The sequence below is a fragment of the Paenibacillus sp. SAFN-117 genome (assembly GCF_051966115.1).
Lineage (GTDB): Bacteria > Bacillota > Bacilli > Paenibacillales > NBRC-103111 > Paenibacillus_L > Paenibacillus_L residui.
In genome coordinates, this window is record NZ_JBQCLK010000040.1 from 41,702 (window position 1) to 66,466 (window position 24,765).

Here is a 24,765-nt window from a genome sequence, read left to right on the forward strand (position 1 = left end):
TTTAAAACTTATGGGGGCGGGGAAATACTAAGGGGGTGTTTAAGGAGGATTCCCGCCAATGGATCGAAAAAAAGAAAAGAACAAACGAAAAAAATATAAATTTCATAAAGATGATATTACGGTTGTAGACACAGATATTGCGAAAAAGGCCGTGGTGGCTACCGCATTAGGCAATGCCATGGAATGGTTTGATTTTGGCATTTATTCTTATTTGGTTGTAATCATCGGGAAAGTGTTTTACTCGGGTATAAGTGAATCCACTCAGTTGGTATTTAGCTTTGGTACGTTTGCGGTTGCCTTTCTTATACGGCCTATTGGCGGAATGTTCTTTGGAATGCTGGGTGACCGGCTAGGACGTAAGAAGATTTTGGCTGTCACATTAATTATGATGGCCATCTCAACATTCAGTATCGGACTTATCCCAAGTTATGCGTCCATTGGAATTGCTGCGCCGATTTTATTGCTGTGCGCAAGATTGGTACAAGGGTTTTCTACAGGCGGGGAATATGCCGGGGCTATGACCTTTATTGCGGAATCTGCACCGGATAAAAAACGCGGGTTTATGGCAAGCGGGTTGGAAGTGGGGACTCTGGTCGGATACATTGGTGGTGCGGGGTTGGTTACGGCACTTACCTATGCTTTGGGATCCGAAACGATGCTTGATTGGGGCTGGAGAGTGCCGTTCCTGATTGCCGGACCAATCGGAATCATAGGCCTGTATTTTCGAAACCATCTCGAGGAATCACCCGCCTTTACAGCGATGGAAGAGAAGAAAGAGGAAACGGGAAAAGAAAAGCATGTCTCCATGAAAGAACTGTTTCAGTTTCATCGACGATCGCTGCTGATGTGTTTGGTCCTGGTTTTCTTCTATAATGTAACGGATTATACGGTTTTAACCTATATGCCCTCCCACTTAACGGCGGTATTAGGCTATGAAGAAACTAAAGGACTCCTGTTAATAATAATTGTTATGTTTATTATGATCCCTATTGTATTATTTATAGGATATTTGGGTGACCGAGTCGGAAATAAACGGATCATTCAGGCCAGTTTGACCGGTATTATTTTGTTGTCTATTCCATCATTCATATTAATTGGAAGCGGCAATAATTGGTCAATTTTCTTTGGACTGTTGATTCTTGGTGTGCTCCTGGCCGGCATTAAAGGGACCATGACTTCACAATTACCATCGCTGTTTTTTACAGAAGTCAGGTACGGCGGCTTGGCGGTGGCCTACAATATTTCCGCTTCGTTATTTGGAGGCACGGCGCCTTTACTGATTTCCTGGCTGATTAATACGACCGCCAATGAATTTATACCGGCATATTATTTATTATTCGCTTCTCTAATTGGTATTGTCGTTGTTACCCTATTTCTAAAAAATACATCGGGTAAACCTCTCCGTGGTTCCCCACCCGCCGTTGCGGAAAAGCATGAAATCAAAGAAGTCATTGAAGATACGGAGCATGTGCTTTGGTGGGGAGAAGAAAAACACAAGATTGAAGAGAAGATTGAAGAGGCAGGCAAGGAAAAATAATTTAAAAACTAAAGCTTGAAATTACTCCAAATGATTATTAATTTCTTTGACAACTTTAGCCGGCACTCCTGCAACAACCGTATTTTCCGGAGCATCCTTGGTGACAACGGCCCCTGCTGCAACTACAGAGTTGTCGCCAATAGTCACACCAGGTAATATTGTTGCGTGACCCAATCCATACATTTTTGCCGATTACGACTGGAGAGGGAAACGTTGTGTTTCTTGTTTCCAAGGATAACCCATGATTAAGTGTGGCAATAGTGACATTCATACCGATCAATACATTATCATCATTCTCCTGTGGATTTCCACGACGCCCATTCAACTAAAAGAGATTAAGCCCCATAAACAAGTCCAAATTTTACCCCTAGCCCCCGTAGTCCCTCTTTGACTTCTCGCTCAACTGATTCTTGACAGATGATTCATTGCTTCATATTCTTTGCTTGATAACTCCAAAAGTATATCAGAAGCCTGATTTAAGTATAGTAATTCATGAGTTTCTCCAGCCTTTCTAATAAGCTTGGATACTTTCTCCCACATAAGCGCAATTTCGGTAAAGAGATTATATGCATTTTGTAAAGTAGCATTATCTAATATAATCAAACATTCTTTTAAGAAATCCCTGTATATGTTTCTAAAGAGAGATCCTCCGGTTCCTCCACGCTCCATTAGAGTAGCTGTTAATACTAAGTCACCTTCAATATTTTTACTTCTCTCAAACCATTTTTTAATCTCTACACTTGTTTTCTTAATACCTTTATAGCCCAAATTTTTTATAGGAGGATTAATATAATCAATAGCGTTATTCTTGATTGCTTTTGTAATCACATCCTTTAAATTGGGTTCAGCCCCTTTTTTCTTAATGGTATAAGATAGATTTCTTGAAGACATCGGGCCTTTTGCGTTTCTTGCCATTGCCAAATGTTCAAGACTTGTTTTTACCATACTACCCTGTTGTCCTGTATCAACTAGGTAGGCAAAACTATCGTCATATCCATACATAGCCACATAATGACCGGCAAAATGTACCTTATTAGTGAAATAATCTAAGTAATAACTGTCAAGCTTCAATCCTACAATTATTCCTTTATCTATGTTCTGTTTAACATTTTCCCACGCTTTTTTGGAGGAAGAAGTTTCTTGTACATCCATTTGGAGATTTAAATTATTTACAATGTTATGGGTAAGAAGATCCGGTTTAATCCTTCCTCCAAGAAACGGAAAATCCATATTTTTCATGTCCCAATATATATAACCAAATCCTTCACCAATACCAAACAGCATCGCTTCAGACATTTCAATTCCTAATCTTTTTATCAAATTTCCGGTAGCAGTCGTTTCACAGTGTTGGCCTGAAAAAGGCGAGAAATTTTGTATAAACATTTATCCTTCCTCCTTATCGTCATTTTTTTTCAAAAAATCCGTTATTAAGATATCCATAAATTCAATTTCATTTTTAATTAATAAAAGTGGGTGTTTGAATAAAGCTTGGACGTGAAAAGGTAGTCTTGATCCGCCTTGAGATTCAAATTTTTTATTTATGTTTTTAGCAACCTCGGAAAGAAACTCTTTTCTTTTTTGAAATGCTGCCACAACTTCCTCAGTAGTTAAGAATGGAATACCCGCAAGAGCTAAATCGAATCTATTATCTCTTTCCCGTGAAGATGATAGAGATTCCAGAGTATTCTGTTTAAGTATTTTTACACCATTATCTGTTACTTTAAATTTCCTTGGCATTGGTCCTTTACCTTGTTTTCTTTCATCTAAATAGGAATTTACCAGTTGCTTTTCACTTAATTTTTTTAAACCGACATAAATAGATGTAGTACCGATATCTCCCCAATCTCTATATCCTCGTTCTTTTATTAACTGATTAATTTCATAACCAGAAACCTTCTTCTGTTCATAAATAATCTGTAAAAGCATTAATTCAACGTTAGTGATTTCCATAAAATATCCTTTCACTTTATTGTACTATATCGTAATATTACACAAGTGTAATATTAAAATCAATTAATAAATGAAAATGACAACCTCTTAGCTAAGCTTACGTTTTTTAAAAAATGTTAGCTGAGAATCCGAATCAATTTTCTCCGCTTTGTTGCTGAACTGTTGCTTTCCTGGCGGTGAGCTCCCCACTCTGCCCAATGCGGTATTTTTTACCCAAAGCTTATTGCCTTCCTTACATGCCTTAATTTACATTCCTTATAAAAACAAAAATTTATATTTAAACATAGTCATTATATACTCAGGTATATGGGTGGGAGATACGTATGGAGCTGCTGCAGTTGAGGTATTTTCGAACGGCGGCCCGGATGGCGCACATGACGTTGGGAATTGCGGCGGCCCGGACTCCTCGATGAGGTTGCTGCATATGGAGTTCCCCGTTTGTCAGCGCAACTTTCAAATCGTATGGCATAAGAAGCGATATCTATCTCCCGCTACGCGCAAATTTCGCGATTCGCTGGATTAGCGGACTGTTCAAATAATTTCAGGAAGGCGGTTGATCATGAACTCGATATCTTATCGGAAACCCGTGGCATGGGGCAAAGCACTTGGCAGTTTACTGTTTGTGCTGACCTGCCTGTTTCTGCTGTACGCAGCTTTTTTTATGGACACTTCCTTTATTCGTAAGTTTTTTTGTATCACATCAGCCATAATAGGGATTCCGTTTTTTGGAGGATATTTGGTTGTCAGCTTGCCAAAGGCGTTGAAATCAGACACGCGGTTGCTGACCTACGATCAAAATTCCATTTCAGATGGTACGCGGACCGTAGCCTGGGCGGAGATTACAAGCATCAGCTACAGCGGCCCTTCCATTCGGAAGTGGCTGCTTCCGAAATTACCAGTGCTGATATTTCATTTGAAAAACAGAGAGACCTGGACTGTAAATACGTATTATTTGTTGACCGATACCGAAATTCAGTCTGTCATGAAGCGCCTGCGGGGGCTGATCAGCCGTAACGGAAAGGAAACGAAATAGATAGAACGCTCCGATACAGCAAAGCCTCCCTATTTCCGACCCCTGCTCCAAATAGAAAAGCCGAGCAAATTGTCAGCCAGTATGCCTCCCATGACTACAAAGCTCGGTTAATGCGTGAATTTGAAGTTCATGTCATGATTCCAATATTTCCACATAGCCTTTCGTACCGTCCACTCGAATCCTCTGTCCATCTTTTATAAGTTTTGTGGCATTTTCTACCCCAAGTAGCCGACACGAAAGCGATGGCCCTCTATACAAAATTTATCGAGCTGGGAAAAAAGAAGGTGCCGGACATGCGGAGCACCCTCTTTTTCGCATAAAATGAGGAGAACTGAACTTGCGCTCCCCGTGAGTGTTTAGAAGTTGAAGGCAAATTTGCTCAGTGAAAACAAAGTATTAGACTGGAGTTTCAGATCTGGCGCGAGTTTGTGACTTGGAGAATCGCCCAGCTTTTAAAAAATAAGTTTGTGTATTATCTTCTCACACGTAAAGAGGATTACAAAGATTTAGGCAGCCATTACTTTGAGCAACGACAGCAAGAAGCGATTGTGGGACAAGCCGTACGAAGACTCGAGAATCTTGGTTTTCAGGTTGCGTTATCTGCCCCACAAGCCTCTTAACGTTCTAATTCCTATACGACCAAGCAAGCACAGTTTTTAAAAACCATTAAAGCTGGGCTTAGTTTCGTGCTGCCATTTTCAGGTCTCTGCTAAGAGTGATTTTCGGGGTAGCGTAAAGCATCAGTGCTTTCAAGTATTGCTTTTATCCTCCTAACGCTGGACGACGAGCTCTCTTCCTTAACAATTTTAAAAGTACCGAGGTCTGCCGTATTCGCTGCATGAGGACCGCCACATATCTCTTTAGAGAATTTCCCCATCGAATACACCTTTACCTTTTGACCATACTTACTCTCGAATAACCCAATAGCCCCTGTGTTCTGCGCTTCTTCCAGTGTCATCTCTTCGGAGATAATTTCAACGCCCTCGGCAATCGCTTCGTTGACAAGCCTCTCGGTTGCCGCGATTTCCTCTACCGTCATTTTGCGATGGAAAGAAAAATCAAAACGCAGCCTCCCAGCCGTTATATTGCTGCCCTTTTGTGCTACCTCTTCGCCGAGCACCTTTCGCAATGCAGCATGTAGAAGATGAGTTGCCGTATGCAAATTAGCTGTATGCGTAGAATGATCCGCTAAGCCGCCTTTAAACTTTTGGGCTGCTCCAGCTTGGGATAATTCTCTATGCTTCTGAAAATTTTCTTTAAATCCTTCCAGATCGATGACGATAGAACGCTCTTTTGCCAGTTCCATCGTCAGTTCGATGGGGAACCCGTACGTATCGTAAAGTTTGAATGCTGCTCTGCCATCTAGTTGATCATTCTCCAACGAAATCGTAAGCTTGTCGAACTCACGAAGTCCCTGCGAGAGTGTTTTCTGAAAACGTGCTTCTTCCGCTTGGAACTCCCTAATAATCTTATCGCGGTTCCTTTGCAATTCCGGATATATGAGCTCGTATTTCTCAATTACTGCGTTAGCGACATTTGCCAAATTGCCTTCCTGAATACCCAATTCCATTGCGAATCGAAGAGCCCGACGAATTAATCTGCGCAGTACGTATCCTTGGTCGACATTAGACGGGGTAACGCCATACGTATCACCCAGGATAAATACGGCCGTCCGGGTATGATCCGCAACGATTCGATACGCTTTGGGCTGATCTACATATGTCGCCTCCGACAATGCTGCAATTTGAGCGAATATCGAAGTAAATAGATCACTATCGTAGACAGTTCCGCCATTCAATGCAATTAATACTCTCTCTAAGCCCATTCCCGTATCGATGTTTCTTTGATCAAGCGGCTCAAACTGGCCATCTGCCCTTTTGTTGTATTGCAAGAAGACATTTGTTCCAGAATTCGATATAACGCCCACAACCGCAGGCTGGTGAACAGGAAGGACCACAACGTTCTTTATCCGAAATGATGAAAATTTCTGTATCAGGACCGCAAGGACCTGTTTGACCTGCTGGGCCCCACCAATTATCGGCTTTGGGTAGGAAGAAAATTTCTTTCTCATCTTGACCTAATTCACGCCAAATGTCATACGACTCCTGATCACGAGGAGCATCAGCATCCCCTTCGAACACGGTAACCGCAATTTTTTGCTTGGGAATTGCGAGCCATTCGGGGGATGTGACGAACTCCCAACTCCACGCAATCGATTCTTGCTTGAAATAATCTCCCAGTGACCAGTTGCCCATCATTTCAAAAAAGGTGCAATGGGTATCATCACCGACTTCGTCGATGTCAACAGTACGTATGCATTTCTGAATATTAGTTAGCCTCGTTCCAGAAGGATGCTTTTCTCCAAGCAAATACGGTATCAGGGGGTGCATCCCAGCTGTCGTAAACAGAACTGTTGGATCGTTATCGGGTATAACAGAAGCACTTGAAATGACTTCATGACCCTTGGCTTGGAAAAACCGAATAAACTTCGTTCTAATTTCATCGGATGTATACAATTTCATCAATATTACCCCGTTCCATTCCGATTTTTTACAACAAAAAAACCGCCCCAAATATTGGGACGATTTTAATCGCGGTACCACCCAAGTTATTGTCCTCGCGCATAGCGAAACAATCAGCTCTTGTTGACTATAACGAGTCAAACCGGCGGGCATTAACCGCACTCCTGAACCGGCAACATACTAAGTTTCGTAGGATTTCACACCAAAACTTCCCTCTCTGAACGAAACGTAGCATATTTTGTTCATTCATTGATTTCATTTGTATCATTTCCTAATTATTGTTATTGTAGCCAGTTAGAATTCAGATGTCAATCGTGTATATTAGCAACCTGCATAATACTCGAAAAACCCACTCGTAATTAACGTAAACTGCCCGTTAGTTCAATAAAAAGAACGCTCCCGCGCCTTCGCTTTGGCTACGTCCTCCTCATTATATTCCATTTCCAATCACCAATTAAAGAACGTACGCGGGTAGCATGTAGTGCTTAAACAGGGGACTTATCTTAACCTAAGCACTAAGAAAATACTTTATTTTCACCGGACAGAATTTTCCTTCGATCAACTCTATCTCACTCCACTGTCACACTCTTGGCGAGATTGCGGGGCTTATCTACATCGTTTCCTTTGGCCAAGGATGCGTAGTAGGCCAGCAGTTGAAGCGGAATAACCGAGAGGGCAGGCGTCAACAGGGATAGGGTTCTTGGCAGGTAGATGGCGGCATCCACGAATTCAGACAGCTCTTCATTTCCCTCCAGCCCAATTCCGATGACATAAGCCCCTCTGGCTTTAACTTCCTTGATATTGCTTAATGTCTTCTCCAGCAGTTCCTCCTGCGCAGCCAGAGCGATTACCGGGACTCCTTCCTCGATCAAGGCCAGCGTTCCATGCTTAAGCTCGCCGGCAGCGTAGGCTTCTGAATGAATGTAAGAAATTTCCTTCAATTTCAAGGACCCTTCCTGGGCAATAGCAAAATCGAGACCTCGGCCAATGAAGAATAAGCTATTATGAGCCGCAATTTGCTTCGCAAATGACTCCATCTTAGCGGATTGTTGAAGAATATTCTCAACCTGCTCCGGCAGCTCTTGTAATGCCGCTATCGTCTTGCGAAGATCTGCCGCCTCAATTGTACCCAACACCTCGGCTAAGTATAATCCGAACAGATAGAAAGCAATTAATTGGGAAGTATAAGCTTTCGTTGAAGCAACGGCGATTTCCGGTCCCGCCCATGTGATGATCACGTCATCTGCTTCTCTGGCAACGGAGCTGCCGACCACATTGGTAATGGCCAGTACCCGGGCTCCTTGTCTTTTGGCCTCCCGTAGGGCGGCCAGCGTATCGGCTGTTTCCCCCGATTGGCTCACCACTACAACCAGCGTATCCTTCGTAATAATGGGAGAGCGATAACGATATTCCGATGCTACATCAGCCTCTACCGGAACTCGAGCCAGCCGTTCAATCACGGATTTTCCAACCAAACCGGCATGATAGGCCGTTCCGCATGCGACTACATGAATATTACGAATGCTTCGGATTTGATCCTCAGTCATCCGGATTTCATCAAGCACAATCTTACTTCCATCAGCATTAATCCGGCTTCCCATCGTGTCCCGATAAGCTTTGGGCTGCTCGTGGATTTCCTTCAGCATGAAGTGATCGTATCCGCCTTTTTCCGCAGTGGCGATGTCCCAATCGACATAAAATAATTCCCGGGAAATAATATCTCCCTCTAAAGTCATTAATTCGACATCATCTCTCGTCAAAACGGCCATTTCCCCATCGTTCAAAATGTAAATATCCCGAGTGTATGCCAAGACAGCGGGGATATCCGAGCCAATAAAATTCTCTCCTTGGCCGACGCCAATAATCAATGGGCTCGCTTGCCGGACTGCCACCAGCTTATCCGGTTCGTATTCCGTAATTACTCCAAGAGCATACGCTCCGCGAAGACGTTGGACCGCCTTCTGCACCGTCCGGACAATATCGCCATCATATAACTCAGCAATCAGATGGGAAATAACTTCCGTATCCGTCTCGGAGACAAAACGATGTCCTTTACCGATCAGTTCTTCTTTCAAAGAGAGATAATTTTCAATAATACCGTTATGAACGACGGAAAATTTCATCGCATTGTCGGTATGGGGGTGAGAATTAACATCTGAGGGCTTCCCATGAGTGGCCCATCGGGTGTGTCCGATTCCCACGCTCCCATTCAGAGGATCTTCCTGCAGCCGGGATTCCAATACGGCCAGACGCCCCTTCGCCTTCTTCACCTCCAGTCCGTTCGAGGTAAAGACAGCTACGCCTGCAGAATCGTACCCCCGGTACTCCAGCTTCTTAAGGCCGTCCAGCAAAATGGTTTGCGAATTCCGATCTCCAATGTATCCTACAATTCCGCACATAAATAAGATCCCCTCTCGATATGTTCGTCTTCTGACGATTGTCAAAGAATGCATAGCTTAAGCTAGAGGGTGCGATTCTCGCATCCTCGCCTTGCCTTCACTATGGAATCAAGATGGACTCTTGTTCACCCGGTCACCCGGATGGTTTGCCGTCCAACTTACGGCAGTTGATGGCTGCCGGAAGGTCCCCGCCGAAAACTTCGAACACCTTCACCTCGTCAACTTGCCGGCTTTATCCCCTGAATCATTAAGATGATCCCGGGAATCTCCGCAGCCTGCACAAGTTCTGGCGCTATTGAAATTGCTGCTTCTGCCCACCTTTCTACATATGAGTAAAAAATCTAATATACATAATATTGATTTTTGTGTCCCAAAGCAACTCTCTTAACAAAATTATTGAAAAAACGGTAGATTAGTCGCAGCTAATTATCCGCCTTTTCCACCAAAATTATTAAATAGATTAACCGCCTATTCCCCATGTTTCCGAAGCTTTGTCCATGTCTCACAGCATCTAATTTTTCTCGTCCCATACTCTACTTTGGATTCATTTCTTACTTCTATTGTCCTATAGTCTCATTTAGACAAAAATATCGGGTCACTCGTATTCAGCTCAAGTAGGACTTTGGGGATGCAGAGATCACACTGTGGTAGAAAGCATCTACGTTACTCGTATCCATCCCTTGCGTAGTCATAGCTCTATTTAGGTCGTGATGATGGATTAACGGTTTTTTATGCTTAGTAGGAATCCACAGTCAAAAAAAGCCCTGCGCGGCCCGGGAATAGGTCCCTTAGACTCGCAGCAAGGCTGATCTTGTCTTTATAAGTATATTGGATTAGACCTGGATCTTAATAAAATCAATTAAAACTAACATAACTCCTTACGGATGACCTCCGCAATTTGGTTGCCGTAGTCCTCAATCAGAGCTTTATCCGGACCTTCTACCATGACCCGCACCAGCGCCTCGGTACCGGAGGGACGAACCAGAACCCGGCCGTCTTCTCCGAGCTTCGCCTCCACCTCTTGAATGGCTTGTGCAATAGACTCATTCCCAGCCAGCTTGCTCTTGTCCGTTACCTTCACATTGATCAGCACCTGAGGGAATTTCTGCATCTTAAGCTTTAACTCGCTTAATTTTTTGCCTGATTGAATAACGGTATCCACAAGCTGCAGAGCGGACAGCATTCCATCTCCGGTCGTATTGTAGTCCAACAGAATGATATGGCCGGACTGCTCGCCGCCGATGTTGTAACCGCCCTTGCGCATTTCCTCCATCACATAGCGGTCCCCGACAGCCGTCTGTGCTGTATTGAATCCAAGCTCTCTGGCCGCTTTGAAGAAGCCCAGATTGCTCATCACGGTAGTTACCACCGTATTTTGCTTCAATCGGCCATCCAGCTTCATCGCTTCGCCGATTATCGTCAGTATATAATCTCCATCCACCTCTTCGCCCTTATCATCAATGGCAATAAGGCGATCGGCGTCCCCGTCGAAGGACAAGCCTAGATCGGCACCGTGACGCAGAACTTCCGCAGCCAGCGCTTCAGGGTGGGTGGAGCCGCACCGGTCGTTGATATTCACTCCGTTAGGCGCATCTCCGATGCTGATTACCTCTGCCCCCAGCTCCCGGAAAATCTTGGGCGCCAGCTCATAAGCTGCGCCATGGGCGCAATCCAATACGATCTTCAAACTGGAGAAGGACGATTTGACAGTTGTCTTAATATAGTTGGAATACTCATATTTAGCTTCCTCATCATCCGTAACGGTGCCCACATTCGCCCCCGTCGGCCGGGGGAGCTGGTCTTCCCCGGCTTCCAGCAGCTTCTCAATTTCGAGCTCCGTCTCATCGGACAGCTTGAAGCCATCACCGCCGAAGAACTTAATCCCGTTGTCCTCAACCGGATTATGAGATGCCGAGATCATGACCCCGGCGTCCGCCTTAAGCTTGCGGGTCAAATACGCGACCCCCGGTGTTGTAATCACACCAAGCCTAATTACATCCGCTCCGATAGAGAGCAAACCGGCAACCAATGCAGCCTCCAGCATAGGGCCGGAAATGCGTGTATCCCGGCCGATCAGTACTTTAGGACGGTTCACCTGCCCCGCGAGTACGAAACCTCCGCAGCGGCCAATCTTGTAGGCTAGCTCCGGGGTAAGCTCTTCATTCGCAATCCCCCGGACTCCGTCCGTGCCAAAATATTTCCCCATATATAATTTCTCCTCTTATTAGCTTAATTAATGTTTCTTCCTTCACTTGCTACTTTTCTTTAACTTCAACCGTTGCCTTGATTTCCTGCTGTTCTGCAGCTTTCTTAATGAAAGGCGGCAAATTCAAGTTAATCGGCAATTCGTATTGACCCGGCGGAAGATTGCTGACATCGACAACAGCTTGCAGGTCCGCTGCTTTCATCTGATTGAGCAGCTCGGGCGCTCCTTCCAGCGTGACATCCAGCTTTCCGGTTTCCGGAGTCACCAGATTAGCGACCAGGTTGTCCCCGACTCCAACTATCTCTATCTTGTGATTGGTAAAGGTCCGTGTCGCCGAAGGGGCGATTTCCACCGCAACCTCCACTTTCGTCGGATTGAGATTAATGATCTGGGCTTTCGGAACAAGATCGAGCGTTATCGTTTTGGACTCGTGCATGCCCGTCAAATCGATCTGCGGTCCTTCGTAAAATTCCATCTGGTCCAGGACCTCTTGAGGAGCGAATACCGTAACCTGCTCTACGCTCTGCTTCACCGACAACACGCTATATCCCGGATCCGGCTGGCCGACAAGCTTGATCTGCAGAGGCATCAGCTTGAACGGACTGGTCACCGGAACCTCCACATCCACTACTCGCGGGCTTACCTCGAGATCGTCCATCGGATTCCCGTCCTTGTCGTATACCGTTAATGTAACCTGCTTGCTCACTGATGAGTTGGCTCCGTCCACGTTGACTTCGGCCCGCGCCGAATCGACATCGTCCAGACGACTTTCAGGCACGGTTACATATACACGGCTCGGGGAGACAATGGGATTCCCCACTTTAAACCCTTCTGCAGGTATCCCTACAGGAGTTATTATAACATCCACTTCTTTCATTTGCTTCTCTTCGATGACCACTCTGACCGCTTGGGGAATAATCTCCGCGGTTACGTTATCCGGCAGGCCCGAAGAATGAAGGAAGACGGTGTACGTTCCGGACGAATATTTGGTCAAATCCGCCTTGACCTTGAAGGATTTGATAGAGGCCTTCTTCAAATCCGAGGGCTTCCCTCTGAGGATAACGGCGACTTCCGAAGGATCTATCAAGGAAACCTTATATTGGCTTTCATCATATTCCGCTTCAATTTTCACATTGTTGTATCTTAAATCACCGGTCAGATTGCTTACCGATCCACCGGGGCTCTGCACATCGATGCTGCGTACAACAGCCCATAACAGTACTCCGAGCAGAAGGGCGATGATTTTAACGACGGTATTATTTCTCAGCCATTTATCCATTCTGCTTCCGCCCCCATTTCCAGAAGGAGCCCCTCTTGGCTTTAGCCGGTGTCTTTAACTCCTCGTACAGTTTGGAGATCAGCGACTCCTCCTTGATATCTCTCACGACCAGACCGTTAAGGGCAAGCGAGATCTGGCCCGTCTCCTCCGACACGACAACACTGATCGCATCCGAGACTTCACTCATTCCTATCGCCGCCCGGTGCCGGGTACCCAATTCCTTGCTTATAAACGGATTTTCAGAAAGCGGCAGATAGCATCCCGCCGCCATAAGCCGGCTTCCGCGAATAATTACTGCGCCATCATGCAGGGGGGTATTCGGAATGAAAATGTTAATCAGCAGCTCGGCACTGATTTCCGATTCGACCCGTGTCCCGGACTCGATATATTCGTTCAATCCCGTCTGTCTTTCGAACACGATTAAAGCGCCGATCCGCCTGCGGGATAAATTCATGATGGTCTTCATGATCTCGCTGATGATTCGGTTAATCTCCTGATTCTCCTCGTTCGATGAACGGCTGAACAGCTTCCCGCGGCCCAACTGCTCCAAGGCGCGTCGAAGCTCAGGCTGGAAAATGATCAGAACGCCCATCACCCCGAACGTAAACATCTGATTCATCATCCACTGCAGAGTGTTCAACTGAAACCAGAGACTAATGCCCCAGGCAATGAACACCACGATAATCCCTTTCAACAGTTGAATCGCACGCGTGCCCCGAAGAAGGAGAATTAATTTATAAATTACGTAGCTTACAATCGTTATATCGACTATATCTTTAATGGAATCTTTGAGCGTTAGGTCGGTAAAGTAATCCATTAGCGTTCCCCCATTGGAACCGAGTAAAATCAGCGGATTCCTTTGTCTCTTTATATTAAATCATATCATATTTTCAACAAAAAACCTCCCCTTTATGAAAATAAGTGGGAGGTTGGAAAGCCACACCGGCAATCACTTGGAAAACAAGGAGAACGCTTCATTCAATTTAAACCACAGCCAGCCAAGCGCTTGGTCAATTTCTTTGATTTGGCCGGATATGGTAGCCGTTGAAGCCAACTGATAGCTTCCGTCAACGACCACTACGCTTCCCTCGACATCCCCTTCAATCTGGATATTGCCGTTCTTCACCATTAAGTCGCCCACTATGGTATGTCCGGCCGGCACATACACGGTGTTTCCTTTAATCACCACTTGGTCGAGGTTCTTTCCCTTGACGACGAAATCCGTATCCTGGTTCCAAAGGGTTAGAAAGCTGCTCAGCATGACAAGCAAAAAAACGGAGGCTACAGATATGGCTGGATGGCGTTTAATCCAATCGATCCAACGATTTGTCTTTCTTGATTCCGGGAGGCTGGCCATAATTCGGCTGGTCAAGCCGTCAGGTGCAGAGATGCGAGGCATCGACCGGATCATCGCTTCGGCGCGCTCCATCTGCTTAAACCTTTGCTTGCAGTCAGGGCATGCTATAAGATGCTCTTTCAACTCAAGCGACTCAGCCCTGTCTAGATTCCCATCCAAATAGTCGTGAATCCATCGGAGGGCTCCCTTGCAATCCATATTGAACTGCCCCTTTCCTCCATTGTTTATTACCATACGAAACAAACTACAGAATGTTTCATTTTTTAATCGCCAAATTCCGGTGACAATCTTTTACGTAAATATTCACGTCCCCGATGTACCCTTGTCTTTACGGTCGTTACAGGCATATCCAACACTTCCCCGATTTCCTGCAGCGACAGATCGTGCAAATAACGGAGGATTACAACCGATTTATATTTTTCCGGCAGCATGTCGATGGCTGAACGAATTTGCTGCTGAGTTTCGGACAGAAGAATCTGCCCTTCCGGTGAAACATCATCACTAGGCAGCATTGAATACCAATCAGCGCCTTCCCCGTCCGGCATTTCCGCATCTAAAGAGTAATTTGCTTTGCGCTTGCGCAGTTGGTCAATACATAAGTTGGTGGCAATCCGGTAAATCCAGGTGGAAAACTTCTGTTTTTCATCATACCGGTGCAAATTTTTATATACGCGCAGAAAAGTCTCCTGAACAATATCCTCAGCGGCATGGGCTTGGCTAAGCATGCGATAGGCCAGATGATAAATTCTATCTTTATATAGGTCCACTAACTCCGCGAATGCTTTGCGGTCTCCATTGCGGGACAGCTCAGCTAGTCGCGTTTCCACATAATTCACTGCCATTCCCCCAGCAAGCGGCGCCTCAATATGAACGCAGCTTAATTGCATAACAGCATCTTTGCCCGACCCGCTCCATTCCCAAGGATGACAAGAATGGTCTTCATCATGTGACTCTATCCTATTGGCAAGGCAAGGATCCTTATAAACACTTCAACTAGTATCGTAATCGAATTTATCCAAAAAAGCAAAATAAAAAGTCGGGCACCCGAAGGCTCCCGACTCCACTGTAAAAAAGGGTTTCTAGATGAGACCAGTGCCCGGTCTTAACCCGTATTGCGCATTCCTGCGGCAATTCCGTTAATGGTCAGAAGCACTTCACGCAGCAGCGTTGGGTCGTCTTCCTGTTTCTCCCGAATTGCCCTTAACTCTGTAAGCAGTTCTACCTGCATATAGCTTAGAGGATCGACATAAGGATTCCTCAGGCGAATAGACTCTTGGAGGTTAGGGTCATTATCCATAATTTCTTGCTGCCCGGTTATAAGCAGAAGAATCTTCGATGTTAATTCATATTCTTCCCGAATTAGTTCATAAATACGCTCGGCGATGGACGGATCCTTCACCATTCTTCCATATTCCTTAGCAATATTCAAATCGGCTTTGGCTAGTGCCATCTGCAAATTATCGATGGTCGTGCGGAAGAACGGCCATTTCTGATACATCTCCCGAAGCGTGGCCAGATTCTCGGGTTTGTCGTTATAGAAGCTCTGCAAGCCGGTTCCCGAAGCATACCACGCAGGGAATAAATAACGGCATTGTGTCCATGCGAATACCCATGGAATTGCCCGCAAATCTTCGAACCGGTCACTGTTGCTTCTCTTCGATGGGCGCGAACCGATGTTCAATTCCCCAATCTCCTTAAGCGGGGTAGACTCTCTGAAGAAGGTCAGGAAGTCCTTGTCCCTGAAGACCAGGTCCTGATACTTGTTCAGGGAAGCTTGCGAAATCTGCTCCATAATCTCTTCCCACTCGGAGGCGCAAGCCTCATTCTGTGAAAGCTTGGCGTACATTCCTACTTTAATTAAAGCAGAGGTTGCCTGCTCCAGACTCCGGTAGGCAATGCCTTTAACGGAATATCTCTGGGAGAGAACTTCTCCCTGCTCCGTAATCTTGACACCGGCGCCCAGCGTCTGAGGCGGCTGAGCCATAACACTCCGGTACAGCGGCATTCCGCCCCGGCCCAGAGCTCCACCCCGGCCATGGAAGAACTTCAATTTGATATCAAATTGGTTAGCCATCTCGGTGATGTTCTCCAGAGCAGAACGAAGCTCCCAATTAGCGGTTAATACTCCGCCATCTTTATTGCTGTCGGAATATCCTAGCATGATTTCCTGGAGCGGGTTCAAGTCGTCCAAGCTGGCCCGGTAAGCCGGAATTTCGAACAGTGTTCGCATGATTTCCGGAGCCGCGTGCAAATCGTCCACCGTTTCAAACAACGGAACCGGCTGCAGTGTGCACAGAACCTTGCCGTCCTTCTCACGACGATATAATCCGACTTCCTTGCTGAATACCATAACTTCCAACAAATCACTGGCCGATTCCGTCATACTGATCAGGTAGCTGGAGATGCAATCCTGGCCGAAGAGAAGCTGTGCTTCTTTGACCGTCTTAAACACGTCCAAACATTCCTGGGTAGACTCGGAATAATCCATGTAAGGAGAAGTAATCAGCCTGGGATCATTCAACACTCCGGTGAGAAGCTCAACCTTCGCGGCTTCATCTAATTCTGAGTAGTTGGAGACTATACCCATGCGTGCAAGAACCTCGGTCATCGCGGATTCGTGTTCTCTGCTGTGCTGTCGAATATCCAGCTTCGCCATATGGAAACCGAATAGCTCCACTTGTCTGATCAGCTTCAGCAAGTAATGATCCGCTACAAAGTCCGCATAATGATTCCTCAGGCTCCGCTCAATGATCTCCAGATCCTGGATAAACTGCTTCGGTGACGAATATTTACCTTCCTCTTCCGAATTACGGCTGCCCGTATTGTGGATCTTCTCCAGCATATAGGTCAGTTTAACCCGATAAGGCTCTTTCTCATTGCGCCAAGGTTCTTCCTTCTTTAATTGTACGAGGGAACGGTCCTCCTCGATCGATTGCAGCAATTCATCCGTAACGCTGACGATATTTTTGCTGAAGGTCATATGACTGGCCATCGTACGCAGCGCCTCTTCATATTTGGCCAGGGCTACTTCACGGTGCATAAGTAAAGTTTGCCACGTTACGTTCGCCTTAACCGATGGGTTACCATCTCGGTCGCCACCTATCCAGGAGCCAAATCTTAGAAAATTAGGGACATGCCAATTTTCACCCGGGTAGTATTTCTCCAGGCAGCGCTCCACTTCTGCATACACATTCGGAAGCACATCGAACAAAGTTTCGTCGAAATAATATAATCCATTGCTCACTTCATCCAGAACCGTCGGCTTCCGGTCGCGAAGCTCATCGGTTTGCCATAAAGTCAACACTTCGGCCAACAATCTGTCGCGAAGCTGCTCCCGCTCCCGTACGGTAAGCATGGGATTATCCAGTTCCATTACATCGTCGGAAATCCGGCGGTGAATATCCAATACGGCTCTTCGTGTAGCCTCCGTAGGATGGGCAGTGATCACCAGCTCCAAAGAGATACGGCCCATAATTTCCAGTACGTCGTCTACGGCCAGATTCCTTTCTTTAAGCTCTTTAACCGCGCTTTCGATCGATCCCGGCTGGATAGACTCTCCCGCAGAACGCTCATAATCCTTCTTGCGGCGAATCCGGTGATTTTGCTCGGCAATATTGACTAATTGGAAATAAATGGCGAACGCCCGGATGACCTGGTGGCGAATATCCGGATCGAACGATTTGATCGTTTCTTTAATTTCGTTGTAAACCTCCCGATCAAATTGCGTTCGCAATGTCTTGCTCATCTCTCTGATCTTCTCAACGATTTCAAGCAGCTCATTCCCGCCCTGATGCACTAATACATCGCCTAGTATATTTCCTAGAAAGCGGACATCTCTGCGAAGTAAACTGCTAGGTTGGTTCTTGGCTAGTGCATTCGTACTTTCCGACATCCAATTCACCTCATTTTTGTCATAACCTTAAGGAGCTTTCTCAACCGCGAACATTTCTTCACATTCATTTATTTTATCATAAAAATCCAGAATGAATATACATCTTTATAGATTTAGTGAAAAGTTCCAAGGATCCTTCTGTTTCGCACATATGAAAGAGACACCCCCGGGTGTCTCTTTCCAACGTCAATATGTTTTGCTTATTCGTGTTCGCTTTTCGCTTTTTGAATGATTTCGGCGTATTTGTCCAAAGTTTCTTTAACATCCTTCTTATCAGTAACGACTTCACTCAGCGATTCGTTGATCGCCTTGTTCACATCCGCCCAATAAGGAACGTTAGGCAGCGGCTTGGCCACTTTCAAGCCCTCTTGAACCGCTTCGAAATACGGCTTCTGCCAATCCTCTACCTCGCCGTAAACATCGCTTCTAAAGGAAGGCCAACCCAACTTCGTAATCAATTGCTCTTGAACTTCTTTGGACATTAAATATTCCATAAATTCCAGCGCCAGCTCTTTGTTAGACGATCCGACCGGAATCCCCATTACTTCTCCGCCCAACGTTTTAACTGCGCCTTCGGGGCCGCTGAAGCCGGCATTCGCTTTAATCTCGGTCTTGCCGCCGTCTTTAACGATAATATTCACGCCAAACGGCCAGTTAGGCGCATAGTATACGGATTCGCTTGCCAGGAAGCTGTTTGTCGAGCTGAAGCTTGCTTTTAACGTATCTTCGGATAGATAAGGCCACAGCTCCTGCAGGTAAGTATAGGCCTTAATCGTTCCTTCGTCATTTAATACAAGCGGATCTCCACCGGCTTGACGAATAAATTCGACGATTTCTATCACATCGCCGGTCAGTTTGATTTTCAAGGCGACTCTTCCGAGCTGCTCCTTCTCTTTCAACGTCTTTGCAACATGAAGAAGCTCGTCCCAGGTTTTAGGCGCCTCTAGCCCATACTGCTGGAATTTGTTTTCGTTATAATAATTGATTTCAACGTTTGGTCTATAGGGCAGGAAGTAAGTTTTACCATCAAATTCTCCCGCTGTCACCAATCCTTCGATCGCTTCACCGGGAATTTTGTCCTTATAAGCGGACAAGTCTTCCACGAGCCCTTTGGAAACAAGAAGCGATGTATTATTCACGTCTTGGGCAATTAAGTCGATTTCCATCTTGTTAGCCTGCTTCATGGCCTCCAGCTTTTTCACAACATCCTGGGCCTCTACCTGCAGCGCTTCGATTTTCGCATTATGCTTCTTTTCGAAAGCGGGAATAATGTCCTGCTTCATAACCGCCCATTCTTCTTCACTTAATGCCATCGTCACCGTGAGCTTTTTAGGCTGCTCTCCCGATGCTCCGGATCCTTCGGACGAAGGTGTCGAGTTCTTGGCGCAACCTGCGACGACCCCGGATACCATAACTGTTGTGAGACCTACAGCCAGTAGCTTGCTCATATTGCTTTTCATTCAGTAACCCCTCCGATGATGTATAATGTATTTTTTCCCGCTAAGAGCTGATATATCACCCTTTGACGGCGCCCCCTAAATAATCGGACTTCAAATATCTTTGGAAAATAAAAGTGATTATGAATACCGGAATAGCAAGTATCGTCGCATAAGCGGCTTGCTGGAAGAACCCTCCTCTCTCAACGTAATAGTAAATTTGAAGTGGCATTGTTTTCGTAGAGAGCGACAGATACAGCGCATAAGTAAAGTCGTTCCATGAGTTAAGCCAAACATACAAGGCGGCTACCGCTATTCCTTGCATGGCAACCGGAAGAATTATCCTGATCAGTGCCTGCATTCTGGTGGCTCCATCGACATAAGCCGCTTCTTCAAGTTCTATCGGAATGGAAGAGAAATTGGCGACCAGAATCCATGCCATGAACGGCAGCTGTCCGATTAGATGCGCCAACACCAATCCAATATCCGTGTCAAGCAGATTCCATTTCAGGAAAGTGACCGAAATAGGAAGGGCAATCCCTACAATAGGGAACATCTTCGTAAAGAAAAGTGTAAGGATATAGCCGTACTTCGCTTTGGTGCCCATTCGGGAAATGGCATACGATGCCGGCGCCACGATTAGAATCGCTATAATCATTGTAAGAGACGCTACCGTAAAGCTTTTTCTTAACGGCGGCCATAGGTTGCCCGATTCGAAAATTTGCTTCCAATGTTTAAAAGTCACCTCATGGATCAGAAAGGTCGGATGCTGCGTCAGTACTTCTCCGGGCTGGCTAAACGATATTTTCACCAGGATATATACGGGCGCGATCATAAGGAAACTTATAAAGATGACCGCCGCATAAAGCCCTGCTCTGGAAACCCAGCTTTTACTTGCCAACGTTCAGCCCCTCCCCTCTATCAACAAATTTGAGGTACAACAAGACGAATATGACGATAAGGAGAAGCAGTATGGTCGAAGCTGCTCCAGATGCGCTCAGATTGTTATAAGCGTACTCTTCGTAAGCGTATGTCGATAGGAACGGCACCGCTTTACCCACCAGTATTTGCGGCAATTCAAAAATCCGGAAGGAATCGACGGCCCGCAAAATGATCGTCATCGTAATCGTCGGCTTGAGCAGCGGCAGAGTCACGTTTCTGAAGGTCTGCCATTTCGATGCCCCATCGATGCTGCTTGCCTCATAGATCTCTTTGGAAATCGACTCCAGTCCCGCCAGAAGCAGCAGCACTACAATAGGGAGCACCTTCCACGTATCGGCGAAAGCTACAACAAACAGACTCTTCCAATCCCCGCTTGTCCAGTTGATGGGGACTTGAATCATACCAAGACGATACAGCAATTCATTCAAATAACCTTGGGTTCCGAATACGTAAAGCAGAGTAACCCCGGATACAAGGGTAGGGATACCCATCGGCATTAGCACCAAAGAGCGGATAATGCCCTTGCCCTTGAAGGTTTGCTTCAGAATTATGGCAATGCCAAGTCCCGCCGTAATCTGAATCGTCAAACCGATGACTGTGATCCCGATCGTGTTCCAGATTGCTCTGGAGAAGTTAGGCTTATTAAATAAGTACTGATAAACGGATAGTGTCCACTCTCCGGTCGACGGATCCTGGAAGCCCATCGAAATCGTCTTCAAGATCGGAATTATCGTAAATCCGAGAATGTATATGGAAAGCGGAAGGACAAATAATATTTCCAAATAATATTTTTTCATGAACCTCAACATGCATCACCTCGTCGGCTCGTCTACTTCTAATAATTCCTTCTGGCGAAATCTACAAATTTGAATTTATCCGGCGTATGCCTCGATTCCGTATATTGGAACAGAGTCGTATCATTTAAATAAACATAGTTCTGTACTACGACCACCATGTTGTAGTGATGCAAGTCCAAATATTGTTTATCTTCTTCCGTAGCTTCCTGAACGGATATCACCTTTTTTGCATATCCGATTTCCAGGCAGAGCGTTTTCTCAATATATTCGTATATCGATTCTTCACAGATCTTGATAGTCAGATCCGGCACACATTTCTTCTTGAAGTAATCTTTGTCCAGAATGATTCTTTCGTCGCCGATATGCCTTACCCGGACAACCTCCCATACTTCATCCTCTTCGTCTGTTTCTAACTGGGTGGCAAGGAACAGGTCCGGCTTAATGATTTTTAACTTCTCCACGACGGTTTTGGATGACCTTCCGAGCTGCTTGGACAATTCCTTAAAGCTGACCAAGCCTGAGATAGGGAAGTTAAATCGTTTGATCTCCAGTACGATGGAGCCCTTGCCGCGGATCTTCTGAATGTAGCCGTTTTGGGATAAAAGATTGAGCGCCTTACGTACCGTCTCCCGCGATGTATCATATTGAAGGACAAGCTCATTCTCCGAAGGAAGAAAGGTATTCGCTTCGTATTCTCCCTTCTCGATTTTTCCGATGACATCGCGATATATCATCATATACTTTTTGTTCATGGCGCCTCCTCGAACTTGTCATAGGTTTTCAAATGATAAACAATTGATTCATAGGGGCGTAAATTTAACCTTCGATAATCCATTGAAGAATCCTCATAGTTCGAAATTAATATTTCGCTTCTATAACCATCTAAATCAAGATCTGCCGGCAGCTCGAAGCTCGAACGTTTATTGGCAAAATTATTGATCACAAGCAATTTCTCTCCAGGGGCCGACCGAATATAGGCAAAAATATGCGGATCTTCCTTCAGAATGAGCCGGTAGTCGCCATCAATGATAATGTCATACTTCTTGCGGAGGTCGATCAGCTTCCGATAATGGTAGAAGACCGAGTCCTCATCCTCCAGTGCAGCTTCTACATTAATTCTTTTGTAGCTTGAAGCTGTCTTGATCCATGGAGTGCCTGTTGTAAACCCCGAATTTACGGATGCATTCCACTGCATAGGAGTTCGTGAATTATCGCGCGACCTTTTCTTGATGATCTCCATGATTTGCGGCTCGTCCTTGCCGGCGCTCTTCATTAATTCATACATGTTTAGGGTTTCCACATCGCGATAATCGTTTATATCGTCAAATTTCGGATCAATCATCCCGATTTCCTCTCCCTGATAGATAAAAGGAGTTCCTTGCATCATATGGATCGTCGTCGCGAGCATTTTGGCCGATTGTTTATGATACTCGCCGTCATCGGCATACCGTCCTACAATTCTGGGCTGATCATGGTTGCACCAGAACAACGCATTCCAGCCGCCGCCCTTATGCATCTCCACCTGCCAGTCCGACAGAACCTGCTTTAGGGCTACGAGATCGAAGTCTCCAAGCTCCCACTTCTCTCCATTCGGATAATCGACTTTCAAATGATGAAAATTGAATACCATATTCAGCTCTTGACGCTCGGGGTTCGTATATTTAATACAGTGGTCTATGGTAGTCGATGACATTTCTCCAACCGTGATCATCTTGTACTTGGAGAATACTTCCCGATTCATCTCATGCATCCATTCATGCACTCTGGGGCCGTCCGTATAATACTTCCTTCCGTCCCCGGAATCATCGTCCGGAAACCTTCGATCCTTCGAGATAAGATTAATGACGTCGAGTCTGAACCCTTCTACCCCTTTTTGAAGCCAAAAGTGCATGATATCGTAGACCTTCTGTCTGACCTCATCATTCTCCCAGTTTAAGTCCGCTTGTGTCTCATCAAACAGATGCAAATAATAGGCGCCCGTTTGTGGATCGAATTTCCAAGCAGATCCTCCAAATTTAGACTGCCAGTTGTTCGGTTCTTTACCATCCTCTGTCTTCTTCCATATATAGTAATTTCTATACGGATTGTTTTCCGATTGACGAGACTGCTTAAACCATTCATGCTCTGTTGAAGTATGATTGACTACAATATCCATAATGATTTTAATGTTTCTCCGGCGAGCCTCTTGAACTAAATGTTCGAAGTCCTCCATCGTCCCATATTTCTCGTCAATACGGTGATAATTGCTTATATCATACCCATTATCCCTTTGGGGGGATTCATAGATCGGAGTTAACCAAATGACGTCGATTCCCAATTTGACGAAGTAATCCAACTTCTGAATAATACCGTTGATGTCGCCAATTCCGTCTCCGTTGGAGTCCATAAAGCTTTTCGGATAAATTTGATAAATCGTACTTTTCTTCCACCAGGCGCTCTCCGGCCTCTTGTTTAAATGCAATGCAATCCATCCTTTAGTTAATCGTGCTAAGTATTCATCGAAATGAAATCATGTATATACATGATTTTCCTTAAAAATATAATAAAATGACAATATAATGATCGAATTAAATCAAACATGTATATACAGGTTCGATTATATTATAAGGAGCGACATTTGACAATAAAATAATTCAGGAAAAAAATAACGATCTGTCGCAACAGGTCAATTAAAAATAAAAAACTCCTTATCGGATAAGGAGTTTTAAACATTGCGGAATCTGAACTTCGCTTTGTCTCGGTATGGAACAAGCAGCTTCCAATTAAATAAAAAAACCTTGCTATCTAAGCAAGGTTCACTTCGTTATCTTTGGAAGCGGGTGATGGGAATCGAACCCACGCTACCAGCTTGGAAGGCTGGAGTTCTACCATTGAACTACACCCGCATGATAACCCACAATGATGAGTCTTGTTGTGGGAGTCATGACATAAATATCGGGACGACACGATTTGAACATGCGACCCCCTGGTCCCAAACCAGGTGCTCTACCAAGCTGAGCTACGTCCCGAAGATGTTATATCGCCGCATGAAGAAAGTGGCGTGCCCTGAGAGATTCGAACTCCCGACCTTTTGATTCGTAGTCAAACGCTCTATCCAGCTGAGCTAAGGGCACTTATTGGAGCGGACGACGGGATTCGAACCCGCGACCCTCGCCTTGGCAAGGCGATGCTCTACCACTGAGCCACGTCCGCATTTTCAATCACGCATTCTAATATAACAAGTTTTCTTAGAAAAGTCAAGTGTTTATTTGAATGCGCGTGGAGGGACTTGAACCCCCACGGTCTCCCGCTAGATCCTAAGTCTAGTGCGTCTGCCAATTCCGCCACACGCGCATATCAAATGGTGAGCCATGGAGGACTCGAACCTCCGACACCCTGATTAAAAGTCAGGTGCTCTACCGACTGAGCTAATGGC

Annotated in this window: 18 protein-coding genes, 5 tRNA genes and 1 pseudogene; 2 read left to right on the forward strand and 22 right to left on the reverse strand. The window is 45.5% G+C overall.

The window, feature by feature from the left end; genetic code table 11:
• The first annotated feature begins 58 nt into the window (after nt 1–58).
• Nucleotides 59–1,537 (forward strand): MFS transporter, encoded by a 1,479-nt coding sequence (locus ACTHRH_RS21900; protein ID WP_150959913.1) that lies wholly within the window; start codon nt 59–61, stop codon nt 1,535–1,537.
• 21 nt (nt 1,538–1,558) lie between these two features.
• On the opposite strand, the pseudogene ACTHRH_RS21905 reads toward ACTHRH_RS21900, so the two are convergent.
• The 3 genes and pseudogenes from ACTHRH_RS21905 to ACTHRH_RS21915 form a co-directional block, all read right to left on the reverse strand.
• Nucleotides 1,559–1,826: pseudogene (locus ACTHRH_RS21905) on the reverse strand (DapH/DapD/GlmU-related protein); the annotation flags it as partial.
• Nucleotides 1,827–1,936: 110 nt separating this feature from the next.
• Entirely contained in the window at nt 1,937–2,920 is a 984-nt protein-coding gene (locus ACTHRH_RS21910) for a BtrH N-terminal domain-containing protein (RefSeq protein WP_440417654.1), read from the reverse strand.
• Nucleotides 2,921–3,487 carry a PadR family transcriptional regulator gene (locus tag ACTHRH_RS21915; protein ID WP_440417656.1) on the reverse strand — a complete coding sequence of 189 codons (567 nt, stop codon included), beginning with the start codon at nt 3,485–3,487 and terminating at the stop codon, nt 2,921–2,923.
• 559 nt (nt 3,488–4,046) lie between these two features.
• Here ACTHRH_RS21915 and ACTHRH_RS21920 point away from each other — a divergent pair.
• A complete protein-coding gene (locus ACTHRH_RS21920) occupies nt 4,047–4,520 on the forward strand; it encodes a DUF5381 family protein (RefSeq protein WP_440417658.1) in 474 nt (157 codons plus the stop codon).
• Nucleotides 4,521–5,229: 709 nt separating this feature from the next.
• Here ACTHRH_RS21920 and ACTHRH_RS21925 read toward each other — a convergent pair.
• The 19 genes from ACTHRH_RS21925 to ACTHRH_RS22015 all read right to left on the reverse strand — a co-directional run bounded on the left by ACTHRH_RS21925 (nt 5,230) and on the right by ACTHRH_RS22015 (nt 24,683).
• Nucleotides 5,230–6,411 carry an alanine--tRNA ligase-related protein gene (locus ACTHRH_RS21925; protein ID WP_379289570.1) on the reverse strand — a complete coding sequence of 394 codons (1,182 nt, stop codon included), beginning with the start codon at nt 6,409–6,411 and terminating at the stop codon, nt 5,230–5,232.
• Nucleotides 6,377–7,042, reverse strand: coding sequence for an alanine--tRNA ligase-related protein (locus ACTHRH_RS21930; protein WP_379289568.1), 666 nt, complete (start codon nt 7,040–7,042; stop codon nt 6,377–6,379). The genes ACTHRH_RS21925 and ACTHRH_RS21930 overlap by 35 nt, the downstream gene beginning before the upstream one ends.
• A gap of 569 nt (nt 7,043–7,611) precedes the next feature.
• A complete protein-coding gene (gene glmS, locus ACTHRH_RS21935) occupies nt 7,612–9,441 on the reverse strand; it encodes a glutamine--fructose-6-phosphate transaminase (isomerizing) (protein WP_379289566.1) in 1,830 nt (609 codons plus the stop codon).
• Between the two features lie 865 nt (nt 9,442–10,306).
• Nucleotides 10,307–11,647 carry a phosphoglucosamine mutase gene (glmM, locus tag ACTHRH_RS21940; protein ID WP_144941909.1) on the reverse strand — a complete coding sequence of 447 codons (1,341 nt, stop codon included), beginning with the start codon at nt 11,645–11,647 and terminating at the stop codon, nt 10,307–10,309.
• Between the two features lie 49 nt (nt 11,648–11,696).
• Nucleotides 11,697–12,926, reverse strand: coding sequence for a CdaR family protein (locus ACTHRH_RS21945; protein WP_144941911.1), 1,230 nt, complete (start codon nt 12,924–12,926; stop codon nt 11,697–11,699).
• Nucleotides 12,919–13,743 (reverse strand): diadenylate cyclase CdaA, encoded by an 825-nt coding sequence (gene cdaA, locus ACTHRH_RS21950; RefSeq protein ID WP_144941914.1) that lies wholly within the window; start codon nt 13,741–13,743, stop codon nt 12,919–12,921. The genes ACTHRH_RS21945 and cdaA overlap by 8 nt, the downstream gene beginning before the upstream one ends.
• 132 nt (nt 13,744–13,875) lie before the next feature.
• Entirely contained in the window at nt 13,876–14,481 is a 606-nt protein-coding gene (locus tag ACTHRH_RS21955; protein WP_379289563.1) for a zf-HC2 domain-containing protein, read from the reverse strand.
• A gap of 65 nt (nt 14,482–14,546) precedes the next feature.
• Nucleotides 14,547–15,119, reverse strand: a complete 573-nt coding sequence (gene sigW, locus ACTHRH_RS21960; RefSeq protein ID WP_150960619.1) for an RNA polymerase sigma factor SigW — start codon at nt 15,117–15,119, stop codon at nt 14,547–14,549.
• 266 nt (nt 15,120–15,385) lie between these two features.
• On the reverse strand, nt 15,386–18,175 hold the full coding sequence (gene ppc / locus ACTHRH_RS21965; protein ID WP_379289561.1) for a phosphoenolpyruvate carboxylase: 2,790 nt from the start codon (nt 18,173–18,175) through the stop codon (nt 15,386–15,388).
• 200 nt (nt 18,176–18,375) lie between these two features.
• Nucleotides 18,376–19,635, reverse strand: coding sequence for a sugar ABC transporter substrate-binding protein (locus ACTHRH_RS21970; protein WP_440417663.1), 1,260 nt, complete (start codon nt 19,633–19,635; stop codon nt 18,376–18,378).
• 55 nt (nt 19,636–19,690) lie between these two features.
• Nucleotides 19,691–20,512: a carbohydrate ABC transporter permease gene (locus tag ACTHRH_RS21975; RefSeq protein WP_225312826.1), complete on the reverse strand. Its 822-nt coding sequence runs from the start codon at nt 20,510–20,512 to the stop codon at nt 19,691–19,693.
• The gene (locus tag ACTHRH_RS21980; RefSeq protein WP_379289559.1) at nt 20,502–21,362 is read right to left on the reverse strand and encodes a carbohydrate ABC transporter permease; all 861 of its coding nucleotides are present in this window, start codon (nt 21,360–21,362) and stop codon (nt 20,502–20,504) included. Before ACTHRH_RS21980 ends, ACTHRH_RS21975 begins: the two co-directional genes overlap by 11 nt.
• A 26-nt stretch (nt 21,363–21,388) precedes the next feature.
• Nucleotides 21,389–22,102: a trehalose operon repressor gene (treR, locus tag ACTHRH_RS21985; protein ID WP_379289557.1), complete on the reverse strand. Its 714-nt coding sequence runs from the start codon at nt 22,100–22,102 to the stop codon at nt 21,389–21,391.
• A complete protein-coding gene (gene treC, locus ACTHRH_RS21990) occupies nt 22,099–23,811 on the reverse strand; it encodes an alpha,alpha-phosphotrehalase (protein WP_144941748.1) in 1,713 nt (570 codons plus the stop codon). The genes treR and treC overlap by 4 nt, the downstream gene beginning before the upstream one ends.
• Before the next feature lie 353 nt (nt 23,812–24,164).
• Nucleotides 24,165–24,235: transfer RNA gene (locus ACTHRH_RS21995), tRNA-Gly, on the reverse strand.
• A gap of 49 nt (nt 24,236–24,284) precedes the next feature.
• Nucleotides 24,285–24,358 (reverse strand) — tRNA-Pro (locus ACTHRH_RS22000).
• A gap of 28 nt (nt 24,359–24,386) precedes the next feature.
• A tRNA-Arg gene (locus tag ACTHRH_RS22005) sits at nt 24,387–24,463 on the reverse strand.
• 4 nt (nt 24,464–24,467) lie between these two features.
• Nucleotides 24,468–24,542, reverse strand: a tRNA-Gly gene (locus ACTHRH_RS22010).
• Nucleotides 24,543–24,603: 61 nt separating this feature from the next.
• A tRNA-Leu gene (locus ACTHRH_RS22015) sits at nt 24,604–24,683 on the reverse strand.
• Between the last annotated feature and the right edge of the window lie 82 nt (nt 24,684–24,765).

Bases quoted from the DNA above. Each gene is read 5' to 3' on its own strand.
- ACTHRH_RS21955 (WP_379289563.1), bottom strand. From the start codon at position 14,481: ATGGATTGCAAGGGAGCCCTCCGATGGATTCACGACTATTTGGATGGG.
- ACTHRH_RS21920 (WP_440417658.1), top strand. From the start codon at position 4,047: ATGAACTCGATATCTTATCGGAAACCCGTGGCATGGGGCAAAGCACTT.
- ACTHRH_RS21910 (WP_440417654.1), bottom strand. From the start codon at position 2,920: ATGTTTATACAAAATTTCTCGCCTTTTTCAGGCCAACACTGTGAAACG.
- ACTHRH_RS21900 (WP_150959913.1), top strand. From the start codon at position 59: ATGGATCGAAAAAAAGAAAAGAACAAACGAAAAAAATATAAATTTCAT.
- ppc (WP_379289561.1), bottom strand. From the start codon at position 18,175: ATGTCGGAAAGTACGAATGCACTAGCCAAGAACCAACCTAGCAGTTTA.
- glmM (WP_144941909.1), bottom strand. From the start codon at position 11,647: ATGGGGAAATATTTTGGCACGGACGGAGTCCGGGGGATTGCGAATGAA.
- cdaA (WP_144941914.1), bottom strand. From the start codon at position 13,743: ATGGATTACTTTACCGACCTAACGCTCAAAGATTCCATTAAAGATATA.
- ACTHRH_RS21980 (WP_379289559.1), bottom strand. From the start codon at position 21,362: ATGTTGAGGTTCATGAAAAAATATTATTTGGAAATATTATTTGTCCTT.
- treR (WP_379289557.1), bottom strand. From the start codon at position 22,102: ATGAACAAAAAGTATATGATGATATATCGCGATGTCATCGGAAAAATC.
- ACTHRH_RS21970 (WP_440417663.1), bottom strand. From the start codon at position 19,635: ATGAAAAGCAATATGAGCAAGCTACTGGCTGTAGGTCTCACAACAGTT.
- ACTHRH_RS21915 (WP_440417656.1), bottom strand. From the start codon at position 3,487: ATGGAAATCACTAACGTTGAATTAATGCTTTTACAGATTATTTATGAA.
- ACTHRH_RS21930 (WP_379289568.1), bottom strand. From the start codon at position 7,042: ATGAAATTGTATACATCCGATGAAATTAGAACGAAGTTTATTCGGTTT.
- ACTHRH_RS21945 (WP_144941911.1), bottom strand. From the start codon at position 12,926: ATGGATAAATGGCTGAGAAATAATACCGTCGTTAAAATCATCGCCCTT.
- glmS (WP_379289566.1), bottom strand. From the start codon at position 9,441: ATGTGCGGAATTGTAGGATACATTGGAGATCGGAATTCGCAAACCATT.